Origin of the sequence: Kitasatospora sp. RG8 (assembly GCF_017813315.1) — a bacterium.
Classification (GTDB): Bacteria; Actinomycetota; Actinomycetes; order Streptomycetales; family Streptomycetaceae; genus Kitasatospora.
Map to the genome: position 1 here is coordinate 73671 of NZ_JAGIYX010000004.1, position 19968 is coordinate 93638.

The following is a 19968-nucleotide window of genomic DNA, read 5'->3' on the forward strand; positions in this document are numbered from 1 at the left end:
GTCAGGCGTGCCGGTGCCGGCGGTGCGCGCCGGCCCGGTGCGGGTGGTGCCGGTGGGCGGGCTGGCGGCCGGCCGCGAGGTCGGGCCGGGCCAGCACCGAGGTGAGCAGGGCCGAGGCGACCGCCGCGATCGCGATGCTGGCCGCCGGGAACCGGCCGTCCAGCGTGAAGTGCGCGATCACCCCGGCGAGCAGTGCCGAGACCAGCGCCGTTCCCGTCGTCAGTACCCGCCCGGACGGGAAGTACGCGGGCAGTGACATCAGCGCTCCGGCGCCGACGATCAGACCGACGAGGGCGAAGGCGAGCGTCTCGACCAGCAAGGGTGCCTCCCGGGGAGGGTGCGGGCGCGCGGCGTCCGGTCGGCCGCACTGTCGCCGTACCCCCGTCCTCCCGGCCGTACACGCGCGGCCGTGGAACGCGAAGGTGCCCCGTTCCCCAAGGGGGAGCGGGGCACCGCGGTACAGCTCAGAGCGTGCCGAAGCCGACCTTGCGGGCGGCCTGCTCGCCGATCTCCACGTACGCCAGGCGCTCGGCCGGGACGATGACGCGGCGGCCGTGCTCGTCGGTCAGCGCGAAGAGCTTCGAGGTGCCCTCCAGCGCCTTGGCGACCGCGCTCTCGACCTCATCGGCAGTCTGCGAGCTCTCGATCACGATCTCGCGCGGCGCGTTCTGCACGCCGATCTTGACCTCCACGACTTCCGTCCCTCCGGGGTTGCAGCCATCCACGCGCGGTTCCGGGCCGCCTGGGACAGGCGATCTCGGCGACCGCGCCGTACGGCTTCACCATAGAGCACCGGATCAAGGCCGAGGCGAAGGTCCGTGGATCACTGCTCGGCGGCGGAGTCCTCGGGCTGCTCGGAGGCGGGGTGCATCGGGAAGCCCTTCAGCCCGCGCCAGGCCAGGCTGGCGACCAGCCGGACGGCCTCGTCGCGCGGGATCTCCAGCCCCTGGGAGAGCCAGTAGCGGGCGGTGATCTGGGCCAGGCCGCAGACACCGGCGGCGAGCAGCTTGGACTCGGACTCGGGGAGGTCGGTGTCCTCCTGGATGACCTTGCTGACCAGCGTCGCGCTGGCCTCCGAGGCCCGCTCGACGCGCTCGCGCACGGCCGGCTCGTTGGTCAGGTCCGACTCGAAGACCAGCCGGAAGGCGCCGGACTCGCTGGAGACGTAGTTGAAGTACGCCTCCATGGTCGCGGCGACCCGGAGCTTGTTGTCGGTGGTCGTCGACAGCGCGTCACGGGTGGACTCGACGAGGGCGTCGCAGTGCTTGTCCAGCAGTGCCAGGTAGAGCTCCAGCTTGCCGGGGAAGTGCTGGTACAGCACCGGCTTGCTGACCCCGGCGCGATCGGCGATGTCGTCCATGGCGGCCGCGTGGTAGCCCTGCGCGACGAACACCTCCTGGGCGGCACCGAGCAGTTGTTCACGGCGGGCGCTTCGCGGCAGGCGGGCACCGCGCGGGCGCTCCTGCGCCTCCTGGATGGCCGTCACGGCGCTCCTCACTTCACGGGTTGATCGGGGCTGGCAAGATGACCGATTCTACTTTCCGGTAACCGCATTCGCGCTTGGCGAGCGCCAGAAAAGCTGAGAGCTCCCTTGTCAGGAGCCCACAATACGGCGCTGACCACGGGTGACGGCAGTGGTGTGACGAGGGACGGGAGATCCCCGCCGGGCCGTCGGCTCACTACCATCGTCCACCATGAGCAGCGCTGAGCAGCAGATACGCACAGAGGCGGGGGAGCCCGCAGCGTTCCGTACGGTCGAGGTGCCCGGTGCGGCGCTGGCGGTCCACCGGCCCGGGGGCGGTGCGGCCGGGGGGCGGGAGCCGGCCCTCTTCGTGCACGGGCTCGGCGGCTCGGCCGGCAACTGGACGGCGCTGATGGCGAGGCTCTCCGGCCTGGTCGACGGCGAGGCCGTGGACCTGCCCGGGTTCGGCCGCTCCGCGCCGCCCGCCGACGGCAACCTCACCGTCTCCGGGCACGTGCGCGCGGTGATCGGCTACCTGGAGGCGGCCGGGCGCGGTCCGGTGCACCTCTTCGGCAACTCGCTCGGCGGCGCCGTCTCCGTCCGGCTCGCCGCGCTCCGGCCGGACCTGGTGCGCAGCCTCACCCTGATCTCGCCCGCGCTGCCCGAGCTCCCGCCGCAGCGCACCGCCTGGCCGACCGGCCTGCTCGCGGTGCCCGGCGTGCCCGCGCTGCTGCGCCGGCTGCCGGCGAACGGGCGGAGCGCCGAGGACGCCACCGAGGGCCTGCTGCGGCTGGTCTACGGCGACCCGGACGGGCTGTCGCCGGACGCCCGGGCCGAGGCGGTGGCCGAGTACCGGCGGCGCAGCGAGCTGCCGTACGCGATGCAGGTGCTGACCGCCTCGGCGCGCGGGATCGTCTCCGCCTACACCGAGCGCGGCGACCAGGCGCTCTGGCGCCAGGCCGGTCAGGTGAAGGCGCCCACGCTGCTGGTGTACGGGCTGAGGGACAAGCTGGTCTCCTACCGCTCGGCGCGGCGGGCCTGCGACGCCTTCGCGGACGCCCGGCTGCTGGTGCTGCCGGACTCCGGGCACGTGGCCATGATGGAGCACCCGGAGCAGGTGGCCCGGGAGGTGCGGGAGCTGCTCGCGCGGGCCTGAGGGCCGGTGCGGATCAGAGCGCGCGATAACGCCCCGCTCCGGGGCGAGGTCACGGCGGTTCACTCGTTCAGGTGGCAGCCAGGCATGTGACCGATGGATCGCCGGGGGCCGGTCCTACCTTTCTGCTGTCGGACCGAACAGGTGTGGGGGAGTCGCGGCCGCCGGAGATCCCGGAGGGCGGCCGAGGGCAGGGGCGCCGGGGCCGGTGCGCACCGCCGGCCCGTGCCGCGGTGCGCCCGGCCACGGGCGCCGCGGCCGGTCCGGACTCCTTCGCCCGGGCCCCTCCCCGCGCCGTCCCGCGGGGCTCCCGGGAACCGGCCAGGCCGCACAGGCAATCCGTCGATCCGCTCCGATCCGCTCTGCTCTGGAGGTCTCCGTGCGCGTTGCTCTGATCACCGAGGGTGTGCGTCCATACCCCCAGCGTGGTACCGGCGGCTGGTCCGACCGGCTGGCCGAGGGCCTGCACGAGCACGACTTCGAGCTGTACGTGCTGGCGGGCCCGGGGGCCGCTGCCGGTCCCCGGGGCGGCCGGCCGGGAGTGCACGAGCTGGCCCTCTGGGGGCGCCGCCCGGCCGGGCGCCTGCCGGGGGCACTGCGCAGACGGCAGTACGCACGGGCGTACGAGGGGCTGGTCCGGGCGCTGGTGATGCCGGGGGAGCGGGCCTCGTTCGGCGCCGGGCTGTACCGGCTGGCGGCGCTCGCCCGGGAGGACGGTTCGCTGCCGGCCTTCCTCGCCTCGGCGCACGCACGGCGCACGCTGGAGCGGGTCTGGCGCTCACCCGGCGCCGACACCTCGGCCGGGCAGCCGCTGGTCTGCGACGTCCTGGTCGGGGCCGACCTGCTGGAGCAGTGCCTGCGTCCGCTCTCCGCGCCCTGGTACGGCACCGGGCCGGGCGGCCTGGGCGCCGCCGATCTCTGCCACGTGGTCGGCGGCGGCCCGGCCGCGTTGCCCGCGCTGGTGGCCAAGCAGCTGCACGGGGTGCCGTTCGTGGTCACCGAGCACGGCCTGCACCTGCGCGAGCAGTACGCCGGCTACCGCGAGGCGCCGTACCGGTGGCCGGTCCGGGCGCTGCTGCTCTCCTTCTTCCGGGCGCTCACCGAGGAGACGTACCGGCAGGCCGCGATACTGACCCCCGGCAGCGCCCACGACCAGCAGTGGCAACGGCGCTGCGGGGCCGACCCGGCGCGGACCAGGGTGGTCCACGAGGGCACTCCGGCGGTGGCCCGGGCGGCGGCCGGCCCGGAACCGTCCGCGCCGACGCTGGTCTGGGCCGGCGCGCTGGAGCCGGGCCGGGACACCGAGCTGATGCTGCACGCCTTCGCGCGGGTCCGGGCCGGACTGCCCGCGGCACGGCTGGTGGTCCACGGCGAGGAGGCCGTCCGCGGCTACCGGGCGCACTGCGAGGCGGTGGCCGGGCGGCTGGGGGTGGCCGACGCGGTGGAGTTCGCCGGGCGGCCGGAGTCGACCGCGCGGGCCTGGGAGGGCGCCACGGTGATCGTCTTCTCGGCACTCTCCCAGCGCAGCCCCCGGCTGCTGGCCGATGCGATGCTGAGCGGCCGGGCGGTGGTCTCGACCGACGTCGGGGTGGCCCGGGAGGTGGTCGGGCCGACCGGGCTGCTCGTCCCGCCGCGCGATCCGCAGGCGCTGGCCGCCGCCTGCCTGGCGCTGCTGCGCGACGAGGAACGGCGGGCGAGGCTCGGGCTGGCCGGGCGGCTGCGCGCGCAGGAACGCTTCGCCGTGGAACCGGTGATCGGCGCGTTCCGGGAGATCTACCTGGAGCTGGTCTCGCAGTGGCCGGCGTTCCCGGCGGCGGTCGGCGGTGAGGCGGGCGTGCAGCCGCGCCCGTTCGCCCGGCCCGCCGAGTACTGGCTGGCGGACCGTACGGGTGGGAAGGGCGCGGCGGGCCCGGAGGCCGCCGGGGCGGACGGCGCGGAGCCGGGCGAGGACGGTCCGACGGCGGTGGCCGAGCGGCCGGGCGCCCTCGCGGAGGCGGTCTGATGGCGGGCGGCGGCCCGGCGGCCGGGGTGCCCGGTGCTACCGGTGCGCCCGGGCTCTCCGGTGATCCGGTCCGGGAGGTGATGGCCGAGTACAGGCTGCTCTGCGAGCGGGCGGTCGACCCGTTGGAGATCGCCGTCGGGCTGGAGGAGGCCGGCCTGGGCCAGGAGGCGGCCGCGCGCTGCCGGCACGCCGACCTGTTCGGGCTCGCGGAGGAGCTGTACGCCCGGGTACCGCGCCGCCCGCCCGCGTGGTCGGCGGCCGGGGAGGCGGACGCCGGGGCCGCCGGGAGCCGGCAGCGGCGCTGCGGTGCGGCGCTGCGGACGTCGGTGCTGACGGCGCTGCCGGTCGCGGCCGCCGCCGCCCTCGGCGGCCGGTGGCCCGTGCTGCTGCCGGCGGCCGTCCCGCTCGCGCTGCTGCCGGCGCTGCCGACCGCGTCGGCGGAGCCCGTCCCGTCCGGCCCCTGCGCCACCGCCGGCCCCGAGCTCGGCCCGTCCGCGGCCCTGCCGGAGGCATCGCACCCGGCCGGGCCGCGGCGGTGGCGGCCGGCCGCGCTGGGGTACGGGGCCGGGGTGGCCGGGCTGCTGCTGCTCCCGCTCGCCGGGGCGGTCGGCGGCCCGGGTGACGGCCGGGTGACGGTCGCGCTGGTGCTGGCGGCGGCGCTGTCGGCCGGGTCGGCCGAGTGGGCCGCGCACTGGTTCCGGCACGTCGGCGGCGGCCATCTGCGGACGGCGGGCACCCTCGCCGAGTTCCGTGCCCGGATGGGGCCGGTGCTGCCGGTGGCCGTCGCCCTGCACCTGGCCGTGCTGACGGTGCTCAGCTTCGCCGCGCTCGCCGTGCTGACCGCCCTGGCCCCGCGGCCCGGCCCGGGCCACGACGGCGGGCTGCTGCACCTGGCGGCCGAACGCGCCGGCCCCGCCCAGTGGGCGGCGCAGGGCGTGCTGGGCCTGCTGCTGGTGCTGACCGCACTGCTGGCGCGGTGCGGCCGCCACCGCGGCGCCGCGCTGGGCGCGCTCGCCGGGTCGGCGGCCGCCGCGGTGCCGCTCGTCCTGGGCCGGTCCGCTCCGGTGGCCGGGCTGCTCGGCGGCGGGGCCGTCGCCCTCGCGCTGCTGGTGTACGCGTGGCCGGCGCTCGGCCGGGCCGACGCGCACCGCTGACGGTCCGGCCGCCGTCCGTTCCTCCTGCTTCCTGCTCGTTCTCACTCTGTCCGCCAGGTCGTTCCCGACCTCGCTTCGTGGAAGGACACCCCCGATGAGGGTGCTGCTGCTGGGCGCCGACGGCTTCATCGGCCGCCGGGTCACCGATCGTCTGCTCGTGGACCAGGAGTTGCAGGTGACGGTGCTCGGCCGGCGTGACTCGGCCGACATCCGCTTCGACCTGACCGCGGGCAGCCCGGGCGCGCTGGCCCGGTTCCTGGACGCCGTCGCGCCCCAGGTGGTGATCAACTGCGCGGGCGCCACCTACGGCAGCTCCCGCAGCCTGATCCGGGCCAACACGCTGGCCGTCGCCACCGTCTGCGAGGCGATCCGGCGCAGCCGCGAACCGGCCCGGCTGGTGCACGTCGGCTCGGCGGCCGAGTACGGGCCGGTGCCGGGCGGGGTGCCGGTGTCGGAGAGCGCCGAGCCGCGCCCGGTCGGCCCGTACGGGGTCTCCAAGCTCGCCGGGACGGAGCTGGTGCTGGCCTCCGGACTGGACGCGGCGGTGCTGCGCGTGTTCGACGTGGTGGGCCCGGGGGCGCCGACGGCGTCGCTGTTCGGGCGGCTCGCCGAGGGCCTGCGGCGGGCGCTGGAGCGGGACGAGCCGCAGGTGCGGATGCCGGACCTGTCCGGATACCGGGATTTCGTGGACGTCAGGGACGTCGCCCGGGCGATCCAGGCGGCGGCGGTCTCGGCGGCCACCGGAGTGATCAACATTGGCAGCGGGCACGCCGTCCGGGCCCGGGAGGCGGCCCAGCACCTGGTCCGGGCGTCCGGGTTCGAGGGGGCGATCGTGGAGGAGAACCGGCAGGTCCTGCTGCCCGCGCAGGCGGGCGGGCCGGTCGAGCACGCCGGCTCGCACCCGGGCCAGCACCACCTGCCCGGGCACCGTTCGCCGGAGCCGCGGCCGGCCGAGGGCAGGGGCCCGTCGGGTGAGCCGGTGCCGTGGCGGCAGGCGGACGTGCGGACCGCCCGGGACCGTCTCGGCTGGCGGACACAGGTGCCGCTGGAGGAGTCGCTGGGGGACGTCTGGCTGGAGACGGCCTGCCGGGTCTGACCCTCCGGGCGGTCACCGCGGCCCGGCGCCCCCGGTCCGGCCGGGGGCGCAACGGCCCGGTGGCGACCGGCCGGTGCGCCCGTGACCGGCCGGGCCGCGGCCGTGCGCGGGCCGTTCCGGCCGGTCCCAGCATCCGACGTCGCTCGTCTCGCCAGTCGGACGGGCTGTCTCGGAATACCGGGGCGGCGTGACACTGTTGGCGTAGCAGAGCCACCTCGGTGGCGGAGCAACAAGCCACAAGAGGTTGGCCCTGGCCACCTGAACTGACGACCATCGGAGTCCCCGTGTCGCTGCCACCCCTGGTCGAGCCGGCCGCCGAGCTCACCGTTGACGAGGTCCGCAGGTACTCCCGCCACCTGATCATCCCCGACGTGGGCATGGCCGGGCAGAAGCGGCTGAAGAACGCCAAGGTGCTGTGCGTCGGCGCCGGCGGCCTCGGCTCGCCCGCGCTGATGTACCTGGCCGCGGCGGGCGTCGGCACCCTCGGCATCGTCGAGTTCGACGTGGTGGACGAGTCCAACCTGCAGCGTCAGATCATCCACGGCCAGTCCGACATCGGCCGCTCCAAGGGCGAGTCGGCGCGGGACTCCGTCAAGGAGATCAACCCCTACGTCAACGTGATCCTCCACGAGGAGCGCCTCGACAACTCCAACGTCATGGAGATCTTCTCCGGCTACGACCTGATCGTGGACGGCACCGACAACTTCGCCACCCGTTACCTGGTGAACGACGCCGCGGTGCTGCTCGGCAAGCCGTACGTGTGGGGCTCGATCTACCGCTTCGACGGCCAGGCCAGCGTGTTCTGGGCCGAGCACGGCCCCTGCTACCGCTGCCTCTACCCGGAGGCCCCGCCGGCGGGCATGGTCCCGTCCTGCGCCGAGGGCGGCGTGCTGGGCGTGCTCTGCGCGTCCATCGGCTCGATCCAGGTCACCGAGGCGATCAAGCTGCTGGCCGGCGTCGGCGACCCGCTGGTCGGCCGGCTGATGATCTACGACGCCCTGGAGATGAACTACCGCCAGGTGAAGGTCCGCAAGGACCCGAACTGCGCGCTCTGCGGCGAGAACCCGACGGTCACCGAACTGATCGACTACGAGGCCTTCTGCGGCGTCGTGTCGGACGAGGCGCAGGCCGCCGCCGCGGGTTCGACGATCACCTCGAAGCAGCTCAAGCAGTGGCAGGACGACAAGGAGGACATCTTCCTGATCGACGTCCGCGAGCCCGGCGAGTACGAGATCGTCAACATCCCCGGCGCGGTGCTGATCCCGAAGAACGAGTTCCTGATGGGCGACGCCCTGGGGTCGCTGCCGCAGGACAAGAAGATCGTGCTGCACTGCAAGTCGGGCGTGCGCTCGGCCGAGGTGCTGGCCGTGGTGAAGTCGGCCGGCTTCGCCAACGCCGTCCACCTGGGCGGCGGCGTGCTCGGCTGGGTCAACCAGATCGAGCCGCACAAGCCGGTCTACTAGCAGCAACCGGAAGACGTCGAACACGTGCGAAGGGCCCGCCGGATCCGGCGGGCCCTTCGGCGTTCCGTCGCCGGGCGCCCCGCCGTCCGGCGGTGCGGCCCGGCGGAGCACCCGTCGGTTACAGCGCGCCCTTGCGCTGGAGCACGTTGTAGGAGATCCAGCCGGGCAGCACCGGCAGCCAGAAGGTGAGCGCCCGGTAGAGGAAGACCGCCGGGGTGGCGATCGCCGGGGGCACGTCGGCGACGGTGAGCGCACCGATCAGCGCGACCTCGACCGGGCCGATGCCGCCGGGGGTGGGGATGGCGGAGCCGGCCGCGTTGGCGGTCAGGAAGACCACCGCCACCGCCGAGAAGCTGATCGAGCCGCCGAAGGCGTGCACCGAGGCGTCCAGGCAGGCGGTGAAGGAGAGCGAGAGCAGCAGGACGCCGCCGAAGCCGGTGACCAGCTTGCTGGGCGTCTGCATCAGGTCGAGCATCCGCGGCACCACGCCGAAGAACAGCGAGCGCAGCCGGTTCAGCACGAACCGCCGCAGCGGGGCGACGGCCGCGACCACCAGGGCGAGCACGGCGGCGGACAGCACCCCGATGATCACCGCGCGGGAGGCGGAGAGGTCCCCGTTGGTCTGGCTGCCGGTGATCAGGCCGAAGCTGAACAGCAGCAGCAGGTGCCCGGCGAGGTTGGCCAGCTGGGAGGCGCCGACCGAGGCGACCGCCTGCCCGGAGCGGATGCCGGCCTTCTGCAGGTAGCGGGTGTTCAGCGCCATGCCGCCGATCGCGGCCGGCGCGACCAGCTTGACGAACGACCCGGCCAGCTGGGCCGCGACGGTGCGGCCGAAGGGCAGCTTCTCCGGGACGAAGCCGGTCAGGTTCATCGAGGCGGCGACGTGGCTGAAGGCGGCCGCGGCGAGGGCCGCCGCCGCCCAGGCCCAGTCCATCTGGGAGAGCTTGAGCTGGGCCGGCTTGATGGTGGTCAGTGCCAGGTAGGCGGCGAAGGTGAGCGCGATGACCATGATCAGGGTCTTCGGCTTCAGCCGTTCCAGCTTGGCCGTCTCGGTCGGCGCCTCGGGCGCGATCTGGAGGATCTGGCCGCGGATCCGGCTGAGCAGGTCCTCGCCGGCCGTCGCGATGTCCTCCTCGGCCTGCTGCTGGGTGCGCTCGCCGGCGGCGACCTGCTCCAGCGCCCGGGCCCGGGCGGCGGCCTTGCGCTCCTTGGTGAGCTTCTTCAGGTCGACGCGGGTGGAGCGGCTCAGACCGACCGGCTGCAGCAGCGGCAGTGCCTGGGCGACCCGGTCGGCGCCGAGCACGGCGTTGGCGGTGGCCACCGCCCGCTCGGGGCCGATCCGCAGCGCGAAGGTGGTGAGCAGCTGGGCGACGTCGATGCGCAGGGTCAGGTCGGTGGCGGCGATGTCGCCGCCGGAGAGGTTGACCAGGCAGGCCGTCTTCTCGTCGACGACCAGCAGCGACTCGCCGGTCAGCCGGCGGTGCGCGATGCGGCGCTCGTGCAGGGCGGCGACGGACTCCCAGAGCGAGGCCATCACCTGGTCGGTGACCTCCTCGTCGGTGAGGTCGTCCAGGGTGCGGCCCTCGACGTTCTCGTAGACCAGGATCGCGGCGTCCGGGCCCAGCTCCGAGGTGGCGACCAGCTGGGGGGCGCGGGCGCCCGAGGCGGCGGCCGCGTAGGCGATCAGCGCCTCCTGTTCCAGCGCCTGGCGCAGCGACTGCGGGCTGCGGCGGACGGCCACCGAGCGCAGCCGCAGCCGCCGCCAGGCCCGGTAGAAGAAGCCGGAGGCCTGCTGCTCGCGGTCGACGATGTGGACGTCCAGCGGCGGGCCGCTCTGCTGGGCGACGAAGTAGCGGCGGGTGCCGCCGGGCGCGTCCGGCGCGCGGTGGGCGCTGGCCGGGGTGAAGCCGACCTTGCGCAGGCCGATCATCAGGTGCTGGCCGGTGGGCCGGATGTTCGGCGAGCCGATCGCGTAGAGCGTGCCGTAGGCGACGGACCAGCCGATCAGGACGGTGAGCAGCAGCGAGAGGGGGGTGGTGAAGCCGCCGAGCAGCTCGGTGATCCCGCTGAAGACCACCACCACCCAGAGGGCGACCCGCCAGCGCGGCCGGCTCGACATGCCGACCGCGGTCATATAGGCGATCACCGGTGCCAGGTAGCCGTGCACCGGGTCGGTGAGGGTGCCGTTGCTGTCCAGCGGCAGCCGGGTGAGGGCGTCCCGGATGTGGTCGGAGGCGCCCTCGGCGACCCACCAGTCGATCCCCAGCGAGACACCGTAGGCGAGGACCGAGGCGAGCACGCCGTCGGCGACCCGCAGGCCGTCGCGCTTGATCAGCCGCTCGACCGCGAAGGCGAGCGGAACGGCGAGCACCGCGACGCTGGAGACCAGGCCGGTGATCGTGGTGAGCACCGGGGAGAAGCGGGGCGCGTTGGAGGCGATGTCCAGCTCGATGCCGGTGGTGGTCGAGGTGGCCACACCGGCCAGGACGAACACCGCGACTATGCCGAGGACGCCGACCAGGAACCGGATCAGGTCGGACGGGCGGTGCGCGCGGGCGGCGAGCAGCGGCTCGTCGACGTCCAGGTGCGGGGTGTCGTCGGCGGGCTCTGCGGGCTCTGCGGGCTCGGCGGGCTCGAAGGGGCCGGTGGGCCCGGCCACCTCGTGCGCGCCGGACGGCGCGGGCTGCTGGGCCGGGACGCCGGTCGGCGCCGACCCGTCGGCGGGGGCGGGGGCGGCGGCGCGCTCGGGCGCCTCGGTCTCGGCGTCGGTCGGCTGCGGGGTCTTGATCGTCCGGTCCTTGATCAGGGAGACTTCCGGGGACGGCTCGGCGGCGGGCGCACCGCCGGGACCCGCGGGCATGGCGTCGGTGGACTCGTCGGAGTCCTCGTCCACGTCCACGTCTGCCGTCCCGGTCATCTGGTCTTGTCCTCGTATCACCACTCACCGCCCCGAAGATGGTGGCATGCCGCGGCACCCCGTGCTGGACAGGGGGCGGATCGGGCGCGGCGGATCGTTCGCACGGGTCCTTGCATCCTCCCCCATAAGGAAGAATGCCCCAGGTGACGGACGCTGACGACGACGGCGACCGCGGCGCTCTGCCGCCCTTCGCCGAACTGGTGCTCGACCTGACCGAGCGGATTCCACCCGGCAGGGTGATGACCTACGGGGACGTTGCCGAGTACCTCGGCCAGGGCGGCCCCCGGCAGGTCGGGCGCGTGATGGCACTCTACGGCGGTGCCGTGCCCTGGTGGCGGGTGATCCGCGCGGACGGCCGCTTCCTGCCCGGCCACGAGCACCGCGCCCTCGCCCACTACGGCGAGGAGGGCACACCGCTGCGCGAGCTCGCCGACCCGCCCCGGGTCGACCTCAAGCGGGCCCGGTGGGACGGCGGGCCCGCGGGGGATTGAGCCGAAGCGGGTGCGCGGACGGGAATGACGGGGCAGGATCGTAGGCTCGATACGGACGGGCCCCCGCGCGGGGCCCGCCTTCCGTGGCCCGCAGCACAACCCCCAGGACATCCGTGAGCTCCCCCTACCGTCTGGTGCGCAGCCCCCTCGCGCAGCCGGCCCCGCCCGTGCTGGACGACTACCAGCGTGCCGTGGCCGAGCACACGGGCGGCCCGCTCCTGGTGCTCGCCGGGCCCGGGACGGGCAAGACCACGACGCTGGTGGAGGCCGTCGCCCGGCGGATAGAGCGCGGCACCGACCCCGAGCGGATCCTGGTGCTGACCTTCAGCCGCAAGGCCGCGATGGAGCTGCGCGACCGGATGTCCGCCCGGCTCGGCACCTCCTGCGCCGCCCCGCGCCCCACCGCGCTGCGGTCCCCGCAGGCCACCACCTTCCACTCCTTCAGCTACGCCCTGCTCCGAGCCCACCAGGACCCGCAGGAGTACGCCGAGCCGCTGCGGCTGCTGTCCGGACCCGAGCAGGACGTCATGGTCCGCGAGCTGCTGGCCGGCGGCGCCGAGGACGCCCGCCTCGGCGGCGGCCGGATCTCCTGGCCGCTCGACCTGCGGGCCTGCCTGACCACCCGGGGCTTCGCCGACGAGGTCCGCGCCGTGCTCGCCCGCAGCCGTGAGCTGGGCCTGGGCGAGGCCGAGCTGGAGCGCTTCGCCGAAGGCGTCCAGCGCCCCGACTGGGCCGCCGCCGCCCACTTCCTCGCCGACTACCTGGACGTGCTCGACCTGCGCGGCGTCCTCGACTACGCGGAGCTGGTGCACCGCGCCGTCCTGCTCGCCGAGCGCCCCGAGGTGGGGGAGGAACTGCGGGCCCGCTACGACGTGGTCTTCGTCGACGAGTACCAGGACACCGACCCGTCCCAGGTCCGGCTGCTGCGCCGGCTGGCCGGCGACGGACGCGAGCTGATCGCCGTCGGCGACCCGGACCAGTCGATCTACGCGTTCCGCGGCGCCGACATCAACGGCATCCTGGAGTTCCCGCAGACCTTCCGGCAGGCCGACGGCAGCCCCGCCGACGTCAAGGTGCTGCGCGTCTCCCGCCGCTCCGGCGCCGTCCTGCTCGCCGCCTCCCGCGAACTGGCCCGGCGGATGCCGATGGGCCGGCTTCCCGCCGAGAAGCTCGCCCAGCACCGCGCCCTGCTGCCCTCCCGCGAGGGCGGCCGGATCGAGGTGTACACCTACCCCACGCCCGGCACCGAACTGGACTCGATCGCCGACCTGCTGCGCCGCGCCCACCTGGAGGACGGCGTGCCTTGGGGCGAGATGGCCGTCCTCGTCCGGGCCGGCGCCCGGTCCATCCCGGGCGTGCGGCGGGCGCTCGGCGCGGCCGGCGTCCCGCTGGAGATCGACGGCGACGACCTGCCGCTGCGCGAGGAGCCGGCCGTCGCCCAGCTGCTGCTCGCCCTGCGGGTCTGCGCCGAGCAGGCCCACCGCGACCGGCACGCCCCCGAGGCGCCGGACCCGCTCACCACCGAGCTGGCCCACACCCTGCTCACCGGCCCGCTCGGCGGCATGGACGGCTCCGACCTGCGCCGCCTCGGCCGCGCCCTGCGCGAGGAGGAACGCGCCGCGCTGCGCGCCGACGGCCGGCCCGCCGCCGTACCGCGTCCGGCCGGCGAGCTGGTCCGCGAGGCCCTCGCCGAGCCCGAGCGGCTGATCGCCCTCGACCCCGCCTACGCCCGGCGCGCCCGCGACCTCGGCACCCTGCTGCGCAAGGTCCGCGAGCGGCTGGCCGGCGGCTGCACCGCCGAGGACGCGCTCTGGGAGCTCTGGGACGGCAGCCGCCGCTGGCGCGAGCGCCTGGAGCGGGCCGCGCTGCGCGGCGGCGCCGGCGGCCGCAACGCCGACCGGGACCTCGACGCGCTCTGCGCCCTGTTCGAGACCGCCGCCCGCGCCGAGGAGCAGGTCACCGGCCACCGCAGCGCCCTCGACCTGCTCGCCGAGCTGGAGGCCCAGGACATCGCGGCCGACACCCTCACCGTGCGGGCCGTCCGCCCGGAGGCCGTCCGGCTGATGACCGCGCACCGCTCCAAGGGCCTGGAGTGGCGCCTGGTCGTGGTCGCCGGTGTCCAGGAGGGCCTCTGGCCGGACCTCCGCCGCCGCGGCTCACTGCTGGAGGCCGACCGGATCGGCCGCGACGGTCTCGCCGAGCCGCTCTCCCCGGCCGCGCTGCTCGGCGAGGAACGCCGGCTCTTCTACGTCGCCGCCACCCGGGCCCGGGAGCGGCTGATCGTCACCGCCGTCAAGGCGCCGGCCGACGACGGGGACGAGCCCTCCCGCTTCCTGCGCGAGCTCTACCGCGAGGACGTCGACCCGCGCACCGGCAGGGTGCTGCGCCGCACCCCGCCGGCCACCGTCGAGGACGTCACCCACCGCCCGCGCCGACCGCTCGCGGTCGCCGCGCTGGTCGCCGAGCTGCGCGCGGTCACCGTCGACCCGGCCCGCGCCCCCGAGCTGCGCCGCGCCGCCGCCGAACGGCTCGCCACCCTGGCCCTGGCCGCCGACGAGGACGGCCAGCCGCTGGTGCCGTCCGCGCACCCCGACCGCTGGTGGGGCCTGGACGACGCCACCGCCGCCCCCGACCCGCTGCGCAGCGCCGACCTGCCGGTCCGGCTCTCCGGCAGCGGCCTGGAGCAACTGGAGAACTGCTCGTTGCAGTGGTTCCTGGACAAGGAGGTCAAGGCGCGCGGCTCCTCCTCCGCCGCCCAGGGCTTCGGCAACGTGGTGCACGCCCTCGCCGACGAGGTCGGCTCCGGCCGCACCCCGGCCGACCTCGCCGTCCTGATGGAGCGGCTGGACACGGTCTGGGACGCCCTGGCCTTCGACGCCCCGTGGAAGTCCCACCAGGAGAAGACCGAGGCGCGGGCGGCCCTGGAGCGTTTCCTGCACTGGCACGTGCTCCAGCGCGGCCGCGACGTCGTCGCCACCGAGCACGGCTTCGACGTCACGCTGGACGCCGGCGGCGTCTCGGTGCGGATCCGCGGGTCGATGGACCGGGTCGAGAAGGACGAGGCCGGGCGCGCCTACGTGGTCGACTTCAAGACCGGCAAGGAGGTGCCGACCGACAAGTCGCTGCCCGACCACAAGCAGCTCGCCGTCTACCAGCTCGCCGTCCGGGCCGGTGCGCTCAACGAGCTGCCCGGCTTCGACGGCCGCGCCCCGGAGTCCGGCGGCGCCGAGCTGGTCCAGCTGCGCAAGCCCGACAAGGGCGCCCCGGACGCGCCCAAGGTCCAGCGGCAGGAGCCGCCGGAGGGCGAGCCGTGGATCGAGAACCTGCTCGCCGACGCGGCCGGGCGGGTGCTCGCCGAGCGGTTCGTGCCGCAGACCGGCGGCGGTTGTGACCGCTGCTCGTTCCGCCGCAGCTGCTCGGCCCAGCGGGACGGCGCCCAGCTCGTCGAGTAGCGAGGCTCACGCCGGCCGGACGCCCGTCCTGTCGGTGCCCCCCGTTAACGTTGCGGGGTGACCGCCGTGCTCGACCATCCCGACCAGCTCAAGGAGCTGCTCGGCATCCCCTTCAACCGGGAGCAGATGGCGGCCGTCGGCGCCCCCCTGGAGCCGGCCGTGATCGTGGCCGGCGCCGGCTCCGGCAAGACCACCGTGATGGCGGCCCGGGTCGTCTGGCTGGTCGGCTCCGGCGCGGTGCGGCCCGAGGAGGTGCTCGGCCTCACCTTCACCAACAAGGCCGCCGGCGAGCTGGCCGAGCGCGTACGCTCCGCCCTGCGTCTCTGCGGGCTGGGGGTGTCCCCGGCCGAAGGCTGGGGGAGGGCCGCCGAACCGGACGAGGAGTCGCTCGGCGAACCCGAGATCTCCACCTACCACGCCTTCGCCGGCCGGCTGCTCAAGGAGCACGGCCTGCGGATCGGCATAGAGCCGGACGTCCGGCTGCTCGCCGACGCCACCCGGTTCCAGCTCGCCGCCAAGGTGCTGCGCACCGCCCGCGGGCCCTTCCCGGCCCTCACCGGCACCTTCGCCAACCTGGTCGCCGACCTGATCGCGCTGGACGGCGAACTCGCCGAACACCTGGTCGAGCCGGCCACCCTGCGCGCCTTCGACGAGGACCTCCTCGACACCCTGGCCGGCGTCAGGCTGACCAACGACGACCTGCGGGCCGTCCCCGGCACCGCCCGGGCCCGGCTGGAGCTGCTCCGCCTGGTCGAGGAGTACCGGCGCCGCAAGGCCGCCGCCGGCCTGATGGACTTCGGCGACCAGATAGCCGCCGCAGCCCGGCTCGCCCAGCAGCGCCCCGAGGTCGGCGCACTGCTGCGCGGCCAGTTCCGGGTCGTCCTGCTCGACGAGTACCAGGACACCTCCGTCGCCCAGCGGCTGATGCTGGCCGGCCTCTTCGGCGCCGGCCCGGACGGGCGGGGCGGCGGCCACCCGGTCACCGCCGTCGGCGACCCCTGCCAGGCGATCTACGGATGGCGCGGCGCCTCCGTCGCCAACCTCGACGAGTTCCCCCGGCACTTCCCGAAGGCGGGCGGCGAGAGCGCCGCCCGGTACGCGCTGAGCGAGAACCGGCGCAGCGGCGGGCGGCTGCTCGCCCTCGCCAACGAGCTGGCCGCCCCGCTGCGCGCGATGCACGAGGGCGTCGAGGCGCTGCGCCCGGCCCCCGGCGCCGAGCAGGACGGCTTCGTCCGGGCCGCGCTGCTGCCCACCCACGCGGAGGAGGTCGACTGGCTGGCCGACTCGATCGCCCACCTGGTGCGCACCGGCACCGCGCCCGGCCGGATCGCCGTGCTCTGCCGGGGCGGCGCGGCCTTCCCCGACATCCACGCGGCGCTGGTCGCCCGCGAGGTGCCGGTCGAGGTGGTCGGCCTCGGCGGGCTGCTCCAACTGCCCGAGGTGGCCGACCTGGTGGCGGTCTGCGAGGTGCTCCAGGACCCGACCGCCAACGCCGCGCTGGTCCGGCTGCTGATCGGCCCGCGCTGGCGGATCGGCCCGCGCGACCTGGCCCTGCTCGGCCGGCGCGCCGCCGACCTGGTCCGCACCGCCCGGCCCGAGGGCGTCGAGGCGCTGGCGGCCGCCGTCGCGGAGACCGACCCTACCGAGGTGGTCTCGCTGGCCGACGCGCTGGAGACCTTCCTCACCGGCCCCTCCGGCGACGAGGGCCAGCCCGACGAGCTGCCGTTCTCCGCCGAGGCGCGGCTGCGCTTCGCCCGGCTCGCCCGCGAGCTGCGCGAGCTGCGCCGTTCGCTGGCCGAGCCGCTGATGGACGTCCTGCACCGGGTGCTCACCGTCACCGGCCTGGAGGTCGAACTCGCCGCCTCCCCGCAGGCGTTGGCCGCCCGCCGGCGGGAGACCCTGCACGCCTTCCTGGATGTCGCGGCCGGCTTCTCCGACCTGGACGGCGACCCGGGCCTGCCCGCCTTCCTCGGCTTCCTGCGCGCCGCCCAGGAGTACGAGCGGGGCCTGGACAGCAGCCTGCCCGGCGGCGAGGACACCGTGAAGGTGCTCACCGCGCACAAGTCCAAGGGCCTGGAGTGGGACGTCGTCGCCGTCCCCGGCCTGGTGAGGGGCGCGTTCCCGTCGTCCAGCGCGCGCGAGCGCTGGACCAGCACCAAGCGCGTGCTCCCGCACGCCCTGCGCGGTGACGCGGCCACCCTGCCCGACGTGCGCGGCGGCTGGAACAGCAAGTCGATGACCGCCTTCAAGCAGGCCCTGGCCGAGCACTCCGGCACCGAGGAGCTGCGCCTGGGCTACGTCGCCTTCACCCGCCCGCGCTCGCTGCTGCTGGCCTCCGGGCACTGGTGGGGGCCCAGTCAGAAGACCCCGCGCGGACCGTCCGCCTTCCTGGAGCAGCTGCGCGAGCACTGCGAGCGGCCCGGCGCCGGCGAGATCGAGCACTGGGCCGAGCAGCCGCCCAAGGGCGCGGAGAACCCGGCGCTCGCCGCGCCGGCCGAGCGGCCCTGGCCGCTGCCGCTGGACCCGGCCGCGCAGCACGCCCGCCGCCGGGTCGCCGAGGTGGTGTACCGGCGCCTGGCCGGGGAGCCGGCCGCCGAGCCGGAGCCGATGGCGGCCGAGGACCGCCGCCAGGTCGAGTCCTGGGACCGCGATCTCACCGCACTGCTGGGCGAGTTGGAGCGGTCCCGGCGCAGCGTGCGGGAGGTGCCGCTGCCGGCCGCGCTCTCCGCCACCCAGCTGCTGCGGCTCGCCGCGGACCCGGACGGCTTCGCGCACGACCTGGCCCGGCCGATGCCGCGCCCGCCGCAGCCCGCGGCCCGCCGGGGCACCCGCTTCCACGCCTGGGTACAGTCCCGGATCGAGCCGCTGCTGCTGATCGAGCCGGGCGCACTGCCCGGGGCGGACGACGACGGCATCGAGGACGAGCAGGACCTGGAGCGGCTCAAGGAGGCGTTCCTGCGTACTCCGTACGCGAACCGGGAACCGTACCGGGTGGAGGCGCCGTTCCAGCTGGTGCTCGCGGGCCGGGTGGTGCGCGGCCGGATCGACGCGGTCTACCGCGAGGGTGACGGCCGGTCAGAATCCGGCGGCGCGTCACGCTACGAAGTGGTGGACTGGAAGACGCACCGCGAGGAGACCGCGGACCCGCTCCAGCTCGCGGTCTACCGGGTCGCCTGGGCCGAACAGTTGGGCGTTCCGCTGGAGCAGGTCACGGCGTCGTTCCTGTACGTCCGCAGCGGCCGGATCGAACAACCCGCAGGACTTCCCGACCGAAAAGAGTTGGAACGGCTCCTGATCGGGAACAGTGAAGAATGAGTCACGCAGAGCATTCAAGTCATCACGGCAACGGGCGAAACCTGTGCGTAGTGCACGTTTCGTGCCTATTGTGGGGTCGGTAACCGGTCAACCCCCGTGCTCCGGCCGCCAGCGAGGCCCGTAGTCCCTAACCCTCAGTCATCACCGCAGGTGCCCACGGGCATCGGCGTCTTCTGCTGGAGAGACCGAAGTTGAGCGCGACCGGATGGATCAGAGAGCGGTTCGCCGGGCCGACCCCGGGGGCCGCTCCGGGCGCGACCGGCACCTGGCCGAGGACGGCACTGTCGCTGCCGTTCATCGGCATGGCGCTGGTCGTCGTCCTCGACTACACCACTGACGCCGCGGTGACCGTCGAACCGGCCCTCACCGCGGTCCCCGCGCTGGCCGCCGTGGTCAGCCGCCGAACCTGGTACCCGCTCGCGATCGGCCTCTGCACCCAGGCCGTCGCCTTCCTGATGGCCTTCCACAACGACGTGCTCGGCGAGTCCGTGCACAGTGCGACCGTCTTCGCCATCGTGCTGGTCGCCGCGATCGGCTGGGTCAGCGCCACCCTCCGGCTGCGCCAGGAGAAGGCGCTCGCCGACGCCCAGCTGGTCGCCTCGATCGCCCGCCGGGTGCTGCTGCGGCCGGTCCCCGACCGGGTCGGCACCGTCCGGGCCGCCGTCCACTACGAGGCCGCCGCCGCGCACGCCCGGATCGGCGGCGACCTCTACGAGGTGGTGAACACCCGGCACGGCGTGCGGGCCGTGGTCGGCGACGTCCGGGGCAAGGGGCTGGGCGCGGTGGAGACGGCCGCCGCCGTGCTCGGCGCCTTCCGCGAGGCCGCCCACCAGGAGCCCGCCCTGGAGCGGGTGGCCGGCTGGCTCGCCGTCAGTCTCGACCGGGCCCTGCACGAGAACGACCACCCGGGAGTGGAGGAGGAGTTCGTCACCCTGGTGCTGATCGGGGTCCGGCCCGACGGCACCGCCGAGATCGTCAACTGCGGCCACCCCGCGCCGCTGCTGCTGCGCGGGGGCGAGGACGTCCGGCCGCTGGAGCTCGCCGAGACGGTGCCGCCGCTCGGCGTCCTCGACCCGGCCGACGTCCGGCCGCCGGTGCACCGCATCCCGCTGCGGCGCGGGGACCGCGTGCTGCTCTTCACCGACGGCGTCATCGAGGCCCGCAACCGGGCCGGCGTCTTCTACCCGCTCGCCGAACGGCTGCCGCGTTGCGCGGACGGCTGCCCGGCGGACGTCCTCCAGCGCCTGCACGAGGACGTCGTGCGCCACGTCGGCCGTCAGCTCGGCGACGACGCGGCCATGCTCCTGCTCCAGTACGACCCTCCCCCGGCCGCCGGCCAGGGGGACCTCCCGGCGGTCGGCGCCCAGCTGCCGCACCAGAACGGCCTGCTGACCAGGCACTGACCAGGCGCCGACCGGGCACTGATCAGGCACTGATCGGGCACCGACCGGGCGCCGGGCGGT

The 19968-nt window shown here is 75.2% G+C and carries 13 protein-coding genes; 9 read left to right on the top strand and 4 right to left on the bottom strand.

The window, feature by feature from the left end; translation table 11 throughout:
* Window position 1: 1 nt before the first annotated feature.
* The 3 genes from J5Y04_RS08015 to J5Y04_RS08025 all read right to left on the bottom strand — a co-directional run bounded on the left by J5Y04_RS08015 (window position 2) and on the right by J5Y04_RS08025 (window position 1486).
* On the bottom strand, window positions 2-319 hold the full coding sequence (locus tag J5Y04_RS08015) for a hypothetical protein (protein ID WP_209411162.1): 318 nt from the start codon (window positions 317-319) through the stop codon (window positions 2-4).
* Window positions 320-464: 145 nt separating this feature from the next.
* Window positions 465-692 (bottom strand): DUF3107 domain-containing protein, encoded by a 228-nt coding sequence (locus J5Y04_RS08020; protein WP_148643034.1) that lies wholly within the window; start codon window positions 690-692, stop codon window positions 465-467.
* Window positions 693-823: 131 nt separating this feature from the next.
* Window positions 824-1486 carry a TetR/AcrR family transcriptional regulator gene (locus tag J5Y04_RS08025; RefSeq protein ID WP_209411163.1) on the bottom strand — a complete coding sequence of 221 codons (663 nt, stop codon included), beginning with the start codon at window positions 1484-1486 and terminating at the stop codon, window positions 824-826.
* Between the two features lie 208 nt (window positions 1487-1694).
* Here J5Y04_RS08025 and J5Y04_RS08030 point away from each other — a divergent pair, with 208 nt between their 5' ends.
* From J5Y04_RS08030 to moeZ, 5 genes are all read left to right on the top strand, one after another.
* Window positions 1695-2618, top strand: coding sequence for an alpha/beta fold hydrolase (locus J5Y04_RS08030; protein WP_209411164.1), 924 nt, complete (start codon window positions 1695-1697; stop codon window positions 2616-2618).
* Window positions 2619-2994: 376 nt separating this feature from the next.
* A complete protein-coding gene (locus tag J5Y04_RS08035) occupies window positions 2995-4617 on the top strand; it encodes a DUF3492 domain-containing protein (RefSeq protein WP_209411165.1) in 1623 nt (540 codons plus the stop codon).
* 80 nt (window positions 4618-4697) lie between these two features.
* Window positions 4698-5771 carry a hypothetical protein gene (locus tag J5Y04_RS08040; protein WP_209411166.1) on the top strand — a complete coding sequence of 358 codons (1074 nt, stop codon included), beginning with the start codon at window positions 4698-4700 and terminating at the stop codon, window positions 5769-5771.
* A gap of 94 nt (window positions 5772-5865) precedes the next feature.
* Window positions 5866-6867 carry an NAD(P)-dependent oxidoreductase gene (locus tag J5Y04_RS08045; protein ID WP_209411167.1) on the top strand — a complete coding sequence of 334 codons (1002 nt, stop codon included), beginning with the start codon at window positions 5866-5868 and terminating at the stop codon, window positions 6865-6867.
* A gap of 284 nt (window positions 6868-7151) precedes the next feature.
* A complete protein-coding gene (gene moeZ, locus J5Y04_RS08050; protein WP_148643029.1) occupies window positions 7152-8330 on the top strand; it encodes an adenylyltransferase/sulfurtransferase MoeZ in 1179 nt (392 codons plus the stop codon).
* A 118-nt stretch (window positions 8331-8448) separates the two neighbouring features.
* Here moeZ and J5Y04_RS08055 read toward each other — a convergent pair whose 3' ends face one another.
* Window positions 8449-11247 carry a lysylphosphatidylglycerol synthase transmembrane domain-containing protein gene (locus tag J5Y04_RS08055; protein WP_245204468.1) on the bottom strand — a complete coding sequence of 933 codons (2799 nt, stop codon included), beginning with the start codon at window positions 11245-11247 and terminating at the stop codon, window positions 8449-8451.
* Window positions 11248-11381: 134 nt separating this feature from the next.
* Between J5Y04_RS08055 and J5Y04_RS08060 the strand changes: the two genes are divergently transcribed.
* From J5Y04_RS08060 to J5Y04_RS08075, 4 genes are all read left to right on the top strand, one after another.
* The gene (locus J5Y04_RS08060) at window positions 11382-11738 is read left to right on the top strand and encodes an MGMT family protein (protein WP_209411168.1); all 357 of its coding nucleotides are present in this window, start codon (window positions 11382-11384) and stop codon (window positions 11736-11738) included.
* A gap of 113 nt (window positions 11739-11851) precedes the next feature.
* Window positions 11852-15190 (top strand): ATP-dependent DNA helicase, encoded by a 3339-nt coding sequence (locus tag J5Y04_RS08065; RefSeq protein ID WP_209411169.1) that lies wholly within the window; start codon window positions 11852-11854, stop codon window positions 15188-15190.
* Window positions 15191-15247: 57 nt separating this feature from the next.
* Window positions 15248-18505 (top strand): ATP-dependent DNA helicase, encoded by a 3258-nt coding sequence (locus J5Y04_RS08070; protein ID WP_209411170.1) that lies wholly within the window; start codon window positions 15248-15250, stop codon window positions 18503-18505.
* A gap of 191 nt (window positions 18506-18696) precedes the next feature.
* A complete protein-coding gene (locus J5Y04_RS08075) occupies window positions 18697-19908 on the top strand; it encodes a PP2C family protein-serine/threonine phosphatase (RefSeq protein ID WP_209411171.1) in 1212 nt (403 codons plus the stop codon).
* The last annotated feature ends 60 nt before the right edge of the window (window positions 19909-19968 follow it).

Excerpts from the sequence above, each read along its gene's own strand:
- J5Y04_RS08030 (WP_209411164.1), top strand. The coding sequence starts at position 1,695 with ATGAGCAGCGCTGAGCAGCAGATACGCACAGAGGCGGGGGAGCCCGCA.
- J5Y04_RS08040 (WP_209411166.1), top strand. The coding sequence starts at position 4,698 with ATGGCCGAGTACAGGCTGCTCTGCGAGCGGGCGGTCGACCCGTTGGAG.
- J5Y04_RS08045 (WP_209411167.1), top strand. The coding sequence starts at position 5,866 with ATGAGGGTGCTGCTGCTGGGCGCCGACGGCTTCATCGGCCGCCGGGTC.
- J5Y04_RS08055 (WP_245204468.1), bottom strand. The coding sequence starts at position 11,247 with ATGACCGGGACGGCAGACGTGGACGTGGACGAGGACTCCGACGAGTCC.
- J5Y04_RS08060 (WP_209411168.1), top strand. The coding sequence starts at position 11,382 with ATGCCCCAGGTGACGGACGCTGACGACGACGGCGACCGCGGCGCTCTG.